The sequence below is a fragment of the Pseudomonas sp. Fl5BN2 genome (assembly GCF_009908205.1).
In the GTDB taxonomy this organism is placed as follows: Bacteria; Pseudomonadota; Gammaproteobacteria; order Pseudomonadales; family Pseudomonadaceae; genus Aquipseudomonas.
Genome location: NZ_JAAARL010000009.1, coordinates 176,382 through 191,101, shown reverse-complemented (window position 1 = coordinate 191,101; position 14,720 = coordinate 176,382). Strand labels below are relative to the sequence as shown.

The window sequence follows — 14,720 nt, the reverse complement described above, 5'->3', positions numbered from 1 at the left end:
CTCGCTGGACGTGGATCCAGGAGTGCGGGCAGAACATTTCAACTAGTGTGCCAACCGCTCGTTTTCTATCTTTCCCTTTTAAATCATGTTGATAGCCTTCGCTGGCAGTGCCTGGTGGCGCGTGTGGGATCGCTTCGTGGCGAGATTTGTTAAGAGAAATCGGCTGTTTGCATAAAACTCGTGGTAGCTCAGTCGCCCGGCGTGGCGTGCCCGGTGCCCTGTCGGAAGTGATTGGGCGATTGGCCGCTGAGGCGTTTGAAGAAGCGCGAGAAGTAGGTGGGATCGCTGAAGCCCAGGTTGTCCGACAGCTGGCTGATGCTGATGTTGGTGTAGATCAGGCCGCGCTTGGCTTCCAGCATCAGGCGCTGGTGGAGGATCTGCAGCGCAGTCTGCCCGGCCAGTTCCCGGCACAGGGTATTGAGGTGCACGCTGGACAGGCCGATGCGGTGAGCCAGGGACTCCACCGTGGGATGCTCCTGATAGTGCTGTTCCACCAGCTTGATGAAGTGCCCCAGCAATTGCTGGTTGCGCTCACTGCGGTTGCTCGGCGGGGTGTTCTGCTGGCCACGACGACTGATCCATACCACCAGCACGTTGACCAGCGAATGCAACAACAGGTCCCGGGTCGATGCGCTGCCTTCGTATTCGTCCAGCAGTGCCTTGAACAAGGTGTTGAGGCTGAGCCGGTCGCGGCCCACCGGGTAGCAGCCGGAAGATGCGAGCACCGCCAGGGGGGCGCCCAATTGCGTTTCCAGTTGCGCCACCAGTGGCGCCCCAAGAGTCAGCACATACCCTTCGATGTTCTCGGAAAACTGGAAGCCGTGGACCATTAATGGTGGGACCACCTGGATTGACGCCTCGCGCACTTCCTGGCGACGCCCCTCGACCTCCACGAGGGCCTGGCCCCGTTGCACATACAGCAGTTGGTAGAGGTCGGCGTGGCGGTGCGGCTTGATCTCCCAATGGTGCAGGCTGCTGCGCTTGGGGATGGATTCGCAGTGCAGCAGGTCCGGTGTCGGCCAGGCCTGGTTTTCGCCATAGAGCTTGAACACGGGGATGCTGGAGCGGCTGGTTTTCATGGGAAGCGACCCTTCGGATCAGTACGGGCAGAGTGCTCGATAATCGAACGCTGTTTTCAAAAGTGCATTTTTACGCCGGTTAATCACCATTTTTTCTAATTTTTGTCGGTAAAAATGCAGGGGTACAACAATAACCATAATTTCCAGCCTTCGCCCACCGGGTGACTGGAATGCCCTCATGAGACGACAACAATGAAAACTCAGGTTGCGATTATCGGCGCCGGACCTTCGGGTCTGCTACTCGGCCAGCTGTTGCACAAGGCTGGCATCGACACGGTGATTGTCGAACGTCAGACCCCGGACTATGTGCTCGGTCGTATCCGCGCTGGAGTCCTGGAGCAAGGCACCGTGGATATGATGCGCGAGGCGGGGGTCGCCCAGCGCATGGACGCTGAGGGCCTGGTTCACGAAGGGGTGGAGTTGTTGATGGGTGGCAAGCGTGTGCGCATCGACCTCAAGGCACTGACCGGCGGCAAGACGGTGATGGTCTACGGCCAGACTGAAGTCACCCGCGACCTGATGGCGGCCCGTGCTGCCAGCGGTGCACCGATTATTTACTCGGCAGACAACGTACAGCCTCATGGCATGAAGGATGGCCAGCCCTACATCACCTATGAAAAGGACGGCCAGCTTCACCGCATCGATTGCGACTACATTGCCGGTTGTGATGGTTTTCATGGCGTTGCGCGCAAGAGCATTCCCGAGGAAGTACTCACTCACTATGAGCGCGAGTACCCGTTCGGTTGGCTGGGGCTGCTGTCCGATACTCCGCCGGTCAACCATGAACTGATCTATGGCCAGCACCCACGCGGTTTCGTGCTTTGCAGCCAGCGTTCCCTGACTCGCAGCCGTTATTACCTGCAAGTGCCGCTGACCGACACGGTCGAGGACTGGTCCGATGAGCGCTTCTGGGGCGAGCTCAAGGCGCGCTTGCCGGCGGATGTGGCGGATGACCTGGTCACCGGGCCGTCACTGGAAAAAAGTATCGCGCCGCTGCGCAGCTATGTGGTGGAGCCGATGCAGTACGGCAAGCTGTTCCTGGTGGGGGACGCTGCCCACATCGTCCCGCCTACAGGCGCCAAGGGCCTGAACCTGGCGGCTTCCGATGTGTGTTACCTGTACCGCATTCTGGTCAAGGTTTATCGAGAAGGGCGCACCGACCTGCTGGAGAAGTATTCCGAGCTGGCACTGCGCCGAGTCTGGAAGGGCGAGCGTTTCAGCTGGTTCATGACCAACCTGCTGCACGACTTTGGCGAGTACCAGGACGCCTGGGATCACAAGATGCAGCAGGCCGACCGCGAGTATTTCCTCAACTCCCAAGCGGGCCTGGTGAACATTGCCGAGAACTATGTGGGCCTGCCTTACGAAGACGTTTGCTGAGGCATTGATGCTGCAACCGTCCGTGCTCATGGGACGGTTTTAGCGCGTCGATCTACGAACAGTGCTCTGCCGTGAATGTATCTGTTTTGAAATATATCTATTTATAAATGCTAATCATTAGCATTACACTCCGGACCTTCTCCCTTCTAGTGCACCTCTAGGGTGCATTGAATCGACAAGGATTGTGTGTAATGAAAGTCAGTTCCTGCCTGTTCAATTCCCTGCTGTTGAGTGCTGGTGTCAGCCTTGCCGCCCCGGTGCTACACGCCAGCGAGGCCGGTGACAAGGCTGCCCCTGCAGCGCTTGAATTGGACACCGCGTTCGTCACCGCCACCGGTGGCGCCACGGACCTCAAGGATGCTCCGGCCAGTGTCAGTGTCATTACCCGCGAGGAAATCGAGCGCCAGCCGGTCTACGACCTCAATACGCTGTTGCGTCGGGTGCCGGGAGTGACCGGTGGTTTCGGTCCTGTGGGCGAACAGTCGAAGATCAAGCTGCGGGGGCTGGACGACAAGTACACGCTGATCCTGGTGGACGGCAAGCGCGTCGGCAGCTCCGCTGACCTGAGCTATCGCCGTGACCTGGCGCGTCAGGACCTGAACTGGATCTCGCCGAACATGATCGAGCGCATCGAGATTGTTCGCGGCCCGATGTCGTCGCTGTATGGCTCGGACGCCATGGGTGGGGTGATCAACATCATCACTCGCAAGGTCTCGCGGACCTGGACCGGCTCGGCCAGTACCAACATCACCGTGCCCAAGGACTCCGATCGTGGCCAGACCACCCAATACAGTGTGAATGCGGCGGGGCCATTGACCGAGTCCCTGGGCCTGCGCCTGGGGGCCAACGTTACGCGTCGGGCGGCGGATGAAGTCACGGCGCGGCGCGATGCCCAAGGCGATTTCATGTACGACGACGGTGCGGGCGGGTCAAAGGATCAGAGCGTGAATGCTCTGCTGGACTGGCAGATCAATGAAGAGCAGAGCTTGTCCTTCGAGGCGGTGCACGGTGTCGAAAACTCCTGGGCATCAAAGAAGACCTTTGGTGACTGGGACGAAACCATTGGTGGCGCCTTCGGCCCCAGCCGACTGACGCGCGACAGCTACATCCTGTCCCACACCGGCAATTGGAGCTTTGGTACCTCGAAGCTCGATGCCTATCTGAACAAGTACCGCAACGACCTTGATATGGGCAAAGCCAACTCCGAGGAGAAGATCGTCGAGGGCAGCCTCAATCTACCCTTCGAGCTACTGGTGGATCAGCGCCTGACGCTGGGCGGGCAATGGAAGCGCGAGGAACTGACCAACACCAATACCCTTGGCACCGTACCGGTGGATTACCAGGGCGCGCCGGTCAATGGCTCGACCTTGAAGGGCGATTACTCGGCGGCCTTTATCGAGGATGAACTGTTCCTGCTGGACAACCTGTCCCTGACCCTGGGCAACCGTTTCGACCACAGCGACAAATATGGTAACCACAACAGCCCACGGGCCTATGTGGTGTATCACCCGCACCCGGACTGGACCGTACGTGGCGGGGTTTCCAAGGGTTTCCGTGCTCCGAGCCTGAAAGAGGGCAGTGCAGGTGCCGCGACCGAGTCTGGTGGCCGGGGATGTGGTTCGCTGCGTCCATTGGGCTATGACCGGGGCAGTTGCTGGATGGCCGGCAACCCGAACCTGATGCCGGAAACCAGCACCAACAAGGAAATCGGCGTGTCGTTCGATCATGACGGTTGGGAAGCTGGCCTGACTTACTTCCACACCGACTTCACCGACAAGATCGAATACGGTCCGCTGGGCAAGTATCAGGGCCGCTGGTGGACCATGCTGGAAAACGTCGACAAGGCGCGTACCCGTGGCTGGGAAGGCTCCACCCGGGTGCCGCTGGGTGAGTCCGTATCTTGGCGGACCAATGCCACTTACATGCTCGAGAGCAAGAACCTGTCCACTGGCGAAGAGCTGATCAGCGCGCCCAAGTTGTCGTTGTTCAGTGCACTGGACTGGCAGGTCAACGACCGTTTGAGCACTGAGTTGTCGGCGCAGCACGTCGGCAAGCAGCGGGGCATGGGCAATGATTTCGTGCAGTCCTATACCACCTACGACCTGACGGCGAACTTGGCGTTAACCAAGTGGCTGACCTTGAACGGTGGTGTGCAGAACTTGATGGATAAGGACCTGCGGGACGGATCGACCAACTTCTATGTGCCCGGACGGGCGTTCTTCGCGGGGGCGACCACCTACTTCTGAGGTGCGCCAGGACCCCGTTGCCAGGCAACGGGGTTGAAGGTGTGACGAATGGAAACTTGAGGCCCCCGCGGGCTGGTTTGCAAGAGTTCCAGAGGGGCCTCCTGTGACAGTGCGTCGTCTTGCTGGCGACGCAGCGGCGAGGTTGCTAGAACACGTATTGCATGCGCATCACCAGGCCCTGCCCGGAGTCGTCACCGACTGCGTTGCTGATGTTGTCGGTGTTCGCCCTGATGTAGTTGGCACTGAGTTTCAGGGCTTCGTTGGCGTACCAGTTGACCCCCAGGGTGTGGGTCTTGCCCTCGGCGTCACCCACCTGGCGCAACGCGCTGCTGGCTACCAGATTGTCGTCCTCGACCTGCATGGCGTCATAGCGATAGAACAGTTCCCAGGCGCCGAGCGCTTTGTTCTGGGGCTTGATTGTGTCGAACTTGGCGCCATCGAGCTTGTAGATCCGCGGCTCGCCGGTGAGGGTATAGGCCAGTTGGGTGTAATAGCCCGAGGCCTTGAGGTCATTGGCGGCGCTATCGGCCTTGAGGGTACGTCGCAGGTATTCGGCCTGGATGGAAAACGCCTGGATCGCCCAGGCGCCCTCCAGTCCCCAGACTGAATCGTCTTTCCACAACCCGGACTGGGCAGTGGCTCCGCCGAATACGCCACGGTTACCGTTGCTGCCGGCACTGTTGCCGCCATTGGTCTCGACGCCACGCACGCCCATGCGTGAGCGGATGCGGGTATCGACGGCGCTGTCCTTGAGATCCCGGTAAGCGTATTGCAGCCCCAGGTGCAGGACGTTACCCGGCGCGTGCCAGGGCGCGAAGACACCACGCAGGTTGTAGCGCTTGACGCTGTCGCCATCGGTGTCGTTGTTGTTCTCGCTGAACACGCTGGCGGACAGATAGGCCAGGTTGCCCACCACGCTGTTGGCCTGCACGCCCATGCCGCTGTTGTCATTCACCCATTCGGCAGTGTCATAGGAGAGGTTGCGCTCCAGCGCCGTCACCCACTTGGAACTGGTGGCCTTTTCCAGGCCGAAGTCGGTGTAGAAGCGGCCGATCTTCAGGTTCAGCGGATTGAAACCGGTGTAGGTCACGGCCGCTTCGTCGAAATAGCCGGTGCTGTCATTGCCGACGTTGCGTGAGAGGTCGTAGTTGATCTGGTATTTCCAGTCTCGGTAGACGGTGCCGCCGAACTCCAGGTAGGCGCGGCGAAAGTAGGCGGCGTCCGCAGTATCGCCGTTGCGCGTGTAGTAGCCATCGAAGCGGCCGTAGTCCGCCTGCAGGCGCCCACCCAGCTTGAAGCTGAAGGCTTGGTCGGTGGTGGCCACTTCAAGGCCGCCCTTGGTTTTCACGACAATGTCCGCACCGTCGGTGGTGACTGTGCCGGCATGGCTGGTGAGGGGCATGGCCACGCTCAGCAGGCTGAAAAGCATTGCGCAGCCCTGTGGGGCCCTGGTTGTTCTGACCGACATACTGCTCTCCTGTCCGTTTCTCGTTATGTCTTGGGTGGCCGTGCCTGCAGGTGCGCAGGCCGGCTGGGCGGATAGTTGTCAGGGCACATGAAGGTTTTTGTTCATTCGAATTACGGTTTTATTGCAGCGGCCCGTGAACCCTCTCGGGGCCTTGGCCGGCCCAGGATTTTCAAGGGGTGCAGCGCTCCAGGCCGGTGGCGGGCAGGGCGGGGGAAATATGTCGGGAACATGAAGGAAAAAATTAACGGCTGCTGTATCCGGGCTCTTTCAGGGTGAATCTGCAACACCAGGCTCCTGCAACAAAGCCGTATCGAGAGGCTGATACGGCGTGGGAGCAGACATCTTTCGTGGTATCAGGCGTGGAGGGCTCAGCTGTTTTGGGGGGTAAACCACTCGCTGCGACTAGCAAAGGCGTGTTGAATCAGCGCCACCAGCACCTTGACCTCTGCGCGCTCGGCGGCTTGGGCATGGGTACTGAGCCAGGCGTACTGCTGCATGCTGGCATCGAACAGCTGCGGCAGAGGAACCAGGGTCTTGTCCAGCTGGGCGATGTAATCGGGCAGCAAGCCGATGCAGGCACTGTTCCTGATCAGCTCCAGGGCCAGCTGCGGATCACTGGTCTGTGCCACGCCGTTTGCCCTGCGACGTATCAGCCGGTTCCAGGGTTCGAGGGCGGGCATGCCCATGTGGCTGCTGACCTGGACCAGCATGTAGTCATCCAGCTGTTCCATGCGTCGAGGCATCGCCGGCTTGGCGACATAGCGCTTGGCAACATGGGCCGAATAGCGGATCCGGGTCAGGCAGATCGGCTGGGTGGTGGCGAAGCCGGGGTCCGGTCGGGGGCTTCCCGGATCGGCCAGCCACAGCATGATGTCGGCCTTGGCCGAGGGCACGCCATGCAGGGCAATCAGCTCCAGTCGTGAGGCGGCATTGCGCCGCAGAAAGGCAATCAGGTCCCTTGCGAGGATGTCTCGCAACAATATGTCCGCGACAGCAATCACCACTCCCTGGCGAGTGCTGTCGGCCCTGGCAGGCAGCAACCCCTCCTGGCGACTGGCGAGCGCTGCCTGCAATCGCTTGCCCACAAGGGTCAGGCTCAGGCTGTTGTCCTGGTAGAGAAACAGAGGCGTACCGATACGCTGTTCCAGCGCCAGCAGTTTCTTACGCAGGACCGATGCACTGATGTTCAGGCTGCGAGCCGCTTGTTTGAACGACGCACAACGTGCACTGGCGAGGAAGTATTGAGCAGAACGGCTGTCCAGCGACTGGGCATGGATGAGCGGTTGTTCATCTGGCATGCAAAGACCCTAAGCGTCTTTGCTGTCGCGATGGATCGCGGTGACTTGAGGCCTCATGTGCGCACCCTGAACTGATATTCGGGCACAAGGATACGTAACGCTGCCTTGCACCAGCATCGCAGGCAAATTACTTATCTGTTATGTCGTGCCTTGAGTGCCAGCCCGCTTTCAGTCGGGCGCTGCAGTAAAGGCGTGCTTGCTCTTGTCTCGGCGGGATGGGGCGCAGGCTGCCCTTGAAAAATATGTGGCCGTGAAAAACAGAACCCCCGTGCATCCTGATGATGCACGGGGGTTCTGGTGTCCGTTGTCGTTCGGGTCGAACCGACAGCGGGTTAGACGTTGAAGCGGAAGTGCATCACGTCGCCATCCTTGACGATGTACTCCTTGCCTTCCAGGCGCCATTTACCGGCTTCCTTGGCGCCGGCTTCACCCTTGAACTGGATGAAGTCGTCGTAGGCAATGACTTCGGCACGGATAAAGCCTTTTTCGAAGTCGGTGTGGATCACGGCAGCGGCTTGCGGCGCGGTGGCGCCCACGCGTACGGTCCAGGCGCGAACTTCCTTCACCCCGGCGGTGAAGTAGGTCTGCAGGTTGAGCATTTCGTAGCCGGCGCGGATCACCCGGTTCAGGCCTGGCTCTTCCAGGCCCAGGGCCTCGAGGAACATGTCCTTTTCTTCGCCGTCATCGAGCTCGGCGATTTCCGCTTCGATCTTGTTGCACACCGGCACCACGATCGCGCCTTCTTCTTCGGCGATGGCCTTGACCACGTCCAGCAGCGGGTTGTTCTCGAAACCGTCTTCAGCGACGTTGGCGATGTACATCACCGGCTTGGTGGTCAGCAGGTGGAAACCGCGGATGATCGCCTTCTCGTCGGCGTTCATGTCCTTCATCAGGCTGCGAGCCGGTTTGCCTTCGGTGAAGTGGGCGATCAGTTGTTCCAGCAGGGCTTTCTGCGCCACTGCATCCTTGTCGCCGCCCTTGGCGTTACGCGTGACCTTCTGCAGTTGCTTCTCGCAGCTGTCGAGGTCGGCGAAGATCAGTTCCAGGTCGATGATCTCGATGTCGCGCTTGGGATCAACGCTATTGGACACGTGGATCACGTTGTCGTCTTCGAAGCAGCGGACCACGTGGGCGATGGCATCGGTTTCGCGGATGTTGGCCAGGAACTTGTTACCCAGGCCCTCACCTTTCGAGGCACCGGCTACCAGGCCGGCGATGTCGACGAACTCCATGGTGGTCGGCAGCACGCGCTCCGGCACCACGATGGCGGCCAGGGCGTCCAGGCGCGGATCGGGCATTGGCACGATGCCGGTGTTGGGCTCGATGGTGCAGAAGGGGAAGTTCTCGGCCGCGATCCCGGATTTGGTCAGGGCGTTGAACAGGGTGGACTTGCCGACGTTAGGCAGGCCGACGATGCCGCAATTGAATCCCATGGTGTTTCCCCTCGGATAAGAGTCAGGCCTTCTGGCTGTGCAGGTTTTTCATCGCACGGTTCCATTCCCCGGCGAAGATATCCGGCAGCACGCCGAGGGCAAAATCGATGCTGGCATCGAGTTTTTCCTGTTCGGCGCGAGGCGCACGACCCAGGACAAAGTTTGAAACCATACTGGCAACGCCCGGGTGGCCAATGCCGAGCCGCAGACGGTGAAAGGTATTCTGATTACCGAGCTGCGCGATGATGTCCCGCAGTCCGTTGTGCCCGCCATGCCCGCCGCCGGTCTTGAGTTTGGCAACGCCGGGTGGCAAGTCGAGTTCGTCGTGGGCCACCAAGATTTCTTCCGGCTTGATGCGGAAGAAGCCGGCAAGTGCCGCCACGGCTTGGCCGCTACGGTTCATGTAGGTGGTGGGAATCAACAGACGAATGTCCTGACCCTGGTGACTGAAGCGCCCGGTCAGGCCGAAATATTTGCGATCGGCGACAAGGTTGATTCCTTGTTTCTCGGCGATGCGCTCAACAAAAAGGGCCCCTGCGTTATGCCGGGTCTGTTCGTATTCGGCGCCTGGATTACCCAGGCCAACGATCAGTTTGATGGCAGTCACGATAGGGGCCCTTCTTTGGAGTGATGGATAACATCGCCGCAACCGGTGCTACGGCGAAAGTGGACGACAAAAACTTGTTTGCCTTGCGGCAAATTTCGCGTTCTCGCCCGCTTTCTCGCTACGTTCCAGTCCGCGATGTGTTCCGCTTACTCCGGCGTCAGAGTGAATTACTCTGCAGCGCCTTCTTCTGTCTCAGCAGCAACACGTGGGGCGTAGACGTTGGCAACAGCCAGGTCGTTGCCGTGTGCCAGAGCAACAAACTCAACGCCTTTAGGAGCGTTGAGGTTGGACAGGTGGATCACGGTGCCGATGTCAGTCGCAGCCATGTCGACTTCGATGAACTCAGGCAGGTCTTTCGGCAGGCAGGAAACTTCGATCTCGGTAGCTGCGCGGAAGATCTCGCCGCCTTTCTTGATCGGTGCTGCTTCGTTGATCAGGTGCACTGGAACCATGGCGGTCAGTTTCTGACCGGCGATCACGCGAACGAAGTCAGCGTGCATCACGTGGCCTTTGGCCGGGTGACGTTGCAGGGCCTTGATCACAACGCTCTGCTTGGTGCCACCGACGTTCAGTTCGATGATGTGGCTGTAGGCAGCTTCGTTTTCCAGCAGCTTGGCCACTTCTTTGGCCAGCATGCTGATGGATTCAGGGGCTTTGTCGCCACCGTAAACTACAGCTGGAACCAGGCTTGCGAGACGACGCAGGCGGCGGCTCGCACCTTTCCCCAGGTCGGAACGCACTTCAGCATTCAGAGTAAAATCGTTCATGTTGTATCTCCAAAATAACCACATTCGCCCCAGCGTTTGCGACCAGCGCTAAAGGCGATATGGGCAAAAAAGCCCCGTCCCAACAGAGGTTGGGACGGGGCGCTTTTCGTCATCGGGATGTTCTGCCAGGGCAAGCCCTTAGCGGAACATCGCGCTGATCGATTCTTCGTTGCTGATGCGGCGAACCGCTTCGGCAACTACCGGGGCGATATCCAGTTGGCGGATACGCGCACAGGCTTGTGCTGCAGCGGACAGCGGGATGGTGTTAGTCACCACCAGCTCGTCCAGCATGGAATTTTCGATGTTCTCGATGGCCCGACCCGACAGCACAGGGTGTGTGCAGTAGGCAAAGACCTTGGCTGCGCCATGCTCTTTCAGGGCCTTCGCCGCGTGGCACAGAGTGCCGGCGGTATCGACCATGTCATCGACCAGAATGCAGGTGCGTCCTTCGACATCGCCGATGATATGCATCACTTCAGAGTGATTGGCTTTCTCACGACGCTTGTCGATGATCCCGAGGTCCACGCCCAGGGACTTGGCCACGGCACGTGCACGCACGACGCCACCAATGTCCGGGGACACGATCATCAGGTTTTCGAAACGCTGATCTTCGATGTCATCCACCAGAACTGGGGAGCCGTAGATGTTATCTACCGGAATATCGAAGAAACCCTGAATCTGGTCAGCATGCAGATCAACCGTGAGAACACGGTCAATGCCGACTACGGTAAGCATGTCAGCGACAACTTTCGCGCTGATAGCCACACGTGCGGAACGCGGACGGCGATCCTGACGGGCATAACCAAAATAAGGAATAACAGCAGTGATACGAGTGGCTGAGGAGCGACGGAAGGCATCAGCCATCACGACGAGTTCCATCAGGTTATCGTTGGTCGGAGCGCAAGTCGGCTGAATAATGAAGACGTCTTTACCGCGGACATTTTCATTGATCTCGGCAGTAATTTCGCCGTCGGAAAATTTTCCAACAGAGATGTCACCGAGAGGGATATGCAGCTGACGTACGACACGCCGAGCCAGATCGGGGTTAGCGTTCCCCGTAAAGACCATCATCTTGGACACGCGCAGTACCTGAAGGCTGAGGGTATACCTGGATGAGTATAGGAAAATGGCAGGGGCGGCTGGATTCGAACCAACGCATGGCAGGATCAAAACCTGCTGCCTTACCGCTTGGCGACGCCCCTGTATCTGTTGCTTCGAGTACCTGGTACCCGGTTCCTTTAGAGCAGACTTTGCAGCTTGCGATGCAACATCGAAACGTTGCTTCCTTTAGCGACAAACCCTGTAAGGGTCTCTGTAAGAAGGGCCGAGACTTTATCAGCTTCAGCTTTGCTTGGGAAGCCCCCAAACACACAACTTCCAGTTCCAGTCAGTTTTGCTTCGGTAAATTTACCTAACAAATTCAATGCGTTACGTACTTCTGGATAACGCCTTGCGACTACCGGAAGGCAGTCGTTTCTGCTGTTTCCCTTGGGAACGGGGCGCACTTTAATGGGCGGAGTGTCACGTGTCAACAACGGATCGGAAAAAATTTCCGCTGTACTTACAGACACTTGCGGGATCAGTACCAGATACCAGGGTTCGTCGGGATCTACAGGGGTGAGTTTTTCCCCCACGCCTTCAGCGAAAGCTGCATGCCCACGTACGAAAACCGGGACATCGGCACCCAGTGTCAGCCCCAGGGCGGCCAGTCGATCCTCGTCCCAACCCAATTGCCAGAGATGATTGAGGCCCAGCAGGGTCGTGGCGGCATTCGAGCTGCCGCCGCCGATGCCGCCGCCCATGGGCAGGATCTTGTTGATCCAGATATCGATGCCCTGTGTGCAGCCGGATTGTTCCTGGAGTTTTTTCGCGGCCTTGACGATCAGGTTACTGTCGTGAGGTACGCCGTCGAACTCGGTGTGCAACTGAATCACGCCGTCATCACGCAGGGCAAAGGTGATCTCGTCGCCGTAGTCGAGAAACTGAAACAGCGTCTGCAGTTCGTGATAACCATCTTCGCGGCGACCGAGGATGTGCAGCATCAGATTGAGTTTGGCCGGCGAGGGCAGGGTCAGTTTTTCCACGGCCATGTCATTGCCCCAGCTTGCGCGGTTGCCATTCCTTGATCACCAGGGTGACATCAAGGTCGCTGCCGTGCAGTTTGATGCGCTCAGGCAGCCAATAGCCGTTCTGCTCCGAGTAGCTGCTGTATTCCACTTGCCAGCCGTCTTGTTCCAGGCTCGCCAGATGGCTGTCACCGTCCAGGGTCAGGCGGCTTTTGCTGTCGGGAGCGGGCAGGCCGCGGACCCACCAGGCTAGATGGGATACCGGTAATTTCCAGCCCATCTGTTCTTCCAGAAGGGTTTCCGGACTGGCCGCTTCATAGCGACCCTGGTTGGCCACTTCCAGGCTGACCTTGCCGGGGCGACCGGTGAGACGTGCAGCGCCGCGACCCAATGGGCCGGACAGGCGGATGTCGTAGTAATCCTGGCGTTGCAGCCAGAACAGGGTGCCGCTGCCGGAATCCTTGGGTGCGCGAATGCCGATCTTGCCGTTGATCTGCCAGCCATCAAGGGCCGTCAGTTGATCTTTGTACAGGCGCCATTGCGCCGGATTGCCTTGGCCTTGCACCGACTCACGGGCACCAAAGCCGGCGCAACCGGCGAGCAGGGCAATGAAGCTGAAAACGATAAGGTGGCGCAAAAACATAGTCTTAAAGGGTCTCTGATCCGGTCAGGCGTTTGATGGTGCCACGCAGGACGGGGCTGTCTGGCTGGTCCTTGAGGAACTTGCTCCAGATCTGCTTGGCCTCGCGCTGCTTGCCGTTGTTCCACAGCACTTCGCCCAGGTGCGCCGCGACTTCCTGGTCGGGGAAACGCTCCAGGGCTTGACGCAACAGGCGCTCAGCTTCGTCGAGGTTACCCAGGCGGAAGTTCACCCAGCCCAGGCTGTCGAGTACCGCCGGGTCTTCCGGGGTCAGTTGGTGGGCCTGTTCAATCAGCGTCTTGGCTTCGGCGTAGCGTGTCGTACGGTCAGACAAGGTGTAGCCCAAGGCGTTCAGGGCCATGGCGTTGTCCGGTTCGCGCTGGATGATCAGGCGAAGGTCTTTTTCCATCTGCGCCAGGTCATTGCGTTTTTCCGCCTGCATGGCTCGGGTGTAGAGCAGGTTCATGTCGTCGGGGTACTGCAGCAAAGCCTGCTGGATGACTTTCCAGGCACGGTCGCCCTGGTTGTTCGCCGACAGAGTCTCGACTTCGATCAGGTACAACTGGATGGCGTAGTCGGGCTGGGCATCGCGGGCCGCTACCAGGCGTTTTTGCGCCTCGTCGGTGCGGCCATTGTTCATCAGGATATCGGCCTGCCGCAGTTGCGCCGGCAGATAGTCGTTGCCCGGGCCGACCTGGCCGTATTCGATCAACGCTCCTTGCGGGTCGTTGAGCTCTTCGGCGATGCGCCCCAGGTTCAGGTGCGCCGAGTCTTCGTGGCTTTCCCGGGCGATCAGGTCTTCCAGGTAACCCTTGGCTTCTTGCCAGGCCTTGGCTTCCAGGCACACCAGTGCCAGGGAGTAACGCAGCTCGTCGTCTTCCGGATACTGCTGGACCAGGCTGGAGAACTGGGTCTTGGCGTCCTCCATGCGGTCCTGCTCCACCAGCATGCGGGCGTAGGTCAGGCGCAGGCGCTTGTCGTCCGGGTACTTGCGGATGCTTTTTTCCAGCAGCGGCAGGGCTTCTTTGCCGCGGTTGAGGCTTTGCAGCAGGCGGGCGCGCAACAACAGCGGTGCCACCTCGCCGTCTTCCGGCGGATTCTGCTCCAGCAAGGTCAGCGCATCCTTGGCGTCGCCGTCCTGTTGCATCAACAAGGCCTTGCCGAAGATCAGCTGGCTGTTGTGCGGGTGCTTTTGCAACAAGCGGTCGAAGCTTTTCATCAGGCCGTTGCGGGTGTCCTGATCGGTATCGGCGGCCGACAGGGCGAGAAAGTCGAAATGCGTGTCGCCCTTGCCCTGCAGGACCTTCTCCATATAAAGCATGGAGTCGTCATAACGTCCGGCCCGGGCCAGCTGGATCGCGGCAGCCCGTTGCGCTTCGAGGTCATCGGGGGCGTTTTTGGCCCAGATCAGCGAAGTATCCAGAGCCGCCTGATCGGCGCCCAGGTATTCGGCGATGCGGAAGGCCCGCTCGGAAATGCCCGGGTCCTGGGTATTGATGGCCTGGGTCACGTAGTTGTCCAGGGCAATGTCGAAACGATTGCGCTGGCCCGCCAGTTCAGCGCTCAGCAGACTGAAAATGGTGTCTTCACTGAACGAGGAGTAGACCTTGGGCTTTTCAGGGGCGGGGGTACTGTCTTCCACCGGCGATGTAGCGTCCGATGAGCCGGGTGCCAGAGACTGGCAACCGCTGAGGAAGGCAAGGGCGAGGAACAACGCGGAAGATCTATTCATATAG

The 14,720-nt window shown here is 59.4% G+C and carries 12 protein-coding genes and 1 tRNA gene; 2 read left to right on the top strand and 11 right to left on the bottom strand.

Annotated elements, in window-relative coordinates:
• Positions 1 to 188: 188 nt before the first annotated feature.
• Entirely contained in the window at positions 189 to 1,079 is an 891-nt protein-coding gene (locus tag GV819_RS14935; protein WP_161756815.1) for a helix-turn-helix domain-containing protein, read from the bottom strand.
• Positions 1,080 to 1,271: 192 nt separating this feature from the next.
• On the opposite strand from GV819_RS14935, the gene pobA reads away from it, so the two are divergent.
• Together pobA and GV819_RS14925 are read left to right on the top strand one after the other, a co-directional pair.
• Complete coding sequence (gene pobA / locus GV819_RS14930; RefSeq protein WP_161756814.1) at positions 1,272 to 2,459, top strand: 4-hydroxybenzoate 3-monooxygenase; 1,188 nt, start codon at positions 1,272 to 1,274, stop codon at positions 2,457 to 2,459.
• 191 nt (positions 2,460 to 2,650) lie between these two features.
• A complete protein-coding gene (locus GV819_RS14925) occupies positions 2,651 to 4,705 on the top strand; it encodes a TonB-dependent receptor domain-containing protein (protein ID WP_161756813.1) in 2,055 nt (684 codons plus the stop codon).
• A gap of 145 nt (positions 4,706 to 4,850) precedes the next feature.
• On the opposite strand, the gene GV819_RS14920 is transcribed toward GV819_RS14925, so the two are convergent.
• The 10 genes from GV819_RS14920 to GV819_RS14875 all read right to left on the bottom strand — a co-directional run bounded on the left by GV819_RS14920 (position 4,851) and on the right by GV819_RS14875 (position 14,716).
• Entirely contained in the window at positions 4,851 to 6,134 is a 1,284-nt protein-coding gene (locus GV819_RS14920) for an OprO/OprP family phosphate-selective porin (RefSeq protein ID WP_434738429.1), read from the bottom strand.
• A gap of 407 nt (positions 6,135 to 6,541) precedes the next feature.
• Positions 6,542 to 7,471, bottom strand: coding sequence for a LysR family transcriptional regulator (locus GV819_RS14915; protein WP_161756811.1), 930 nt, complete (start codon positions 7,469 to 7,471; stop codon positions 6,542 to 6,544).
• A 332-nt stretch (positions 7,472 to 7,803) separates the two neighbouring features.
• Entirely contained in the window at positions 7,804 to 8,904 is a 1,101-nt protein-coding gene (gene ychF / locus GV819_RS14910; protein WP_161756810.1) for a redox-regulated ATPase YchF, read from the bottom strand.
• 22 nt (positions 8,905 to 8,926) lie between these two features.
• The gene (gene pth / locus GV819_RS14905) at positions 8,927 to 9,511 is read right to left on the bottom strand and encodes an aminoacyl-tRNA hydrolase (protein ID WP_161756809.1); all 585 of its coding nucleotides are present in this window, start codon (positions 9,509 to 9,511) and stop codon (positions 8,927 to 8,929) included.
• A 167-nt stretch (positions 9,512 to 9,678) separates the two neighbouring features.
• The gene (locus tag GV819_RS14900) at positions 9,679 to 10,278 is read right to left on the bottom strand and encodes a 50S ribosomal protein L25/general stress protein Ctc (protein ID WP_161756808.1); all 600 of its coding nucleotides are present in this window, start codon (positions 10,276 to 10,278) and stop codon (positions 9,679 to 9,681) included.
• A gap of 138 nt (positions 10,279 to 10,416) precedes the next feature.
• The gene (locus GV819_RS14895; protein WP_161756807.1) at positions 10,417 to 11,358 is read right to left on the bottom strand and encodes a ribose-phosphate pyrophosphokinase; all 942 of its coding nucleotides are present in this window, start codon (positions 11,356 to 11,358) and stop codon (positions 10,417 to 10,419) included.
• 47 nt (positions 11,359 to 11,405) lie between these two features.
• Positions 11,406 to 11,480, bottom strand: a tRNA-Gln gene (locus GV819_RS14890).
• 36 nt (positions 11,481 to 11,516) lie between these two features.
• Entirely contained in the window at positions 11,517 to 12,368 is an 852-nt protein-coding gene (ispE, locus tag GV819_RS14885) for a 4-(cytidine 5'-diphospho)-2-C-methyl-D-erythritol kinase (protein ID WP_161756806.1), read from the bottom strand.
• 1 nt (position 12,369) lies between these two features.
• Positions 12,370 to 12,987 (bottom strand): lipoprotein insertase outer membrane protein LolB, encoded by a 618-nt coding sequence (gene lolB, locus GV819_RS14880; RefSeq protein ID WP_161756805.1) that lies wholly within the window; start codon positions 12,985 to 12,987, stop codon positions 12,370 to 12,372.
• A gap of 4 nt (positions 12,988 to 12,991) precedes the next feature.
• A complete protein-coding gene (locus GV819_RS14875) occupies positions 12,992 to 14,716 on the bottom strand; it encodes a tetratricopeptide repeat protein (RefSeq protein ID WP_161756804.1) in 1,725 nt (574 codons plus the stop codon).
• Between the last annotated feature and the right edge of the window lie 4 nt (positions 14,717 to 14,720).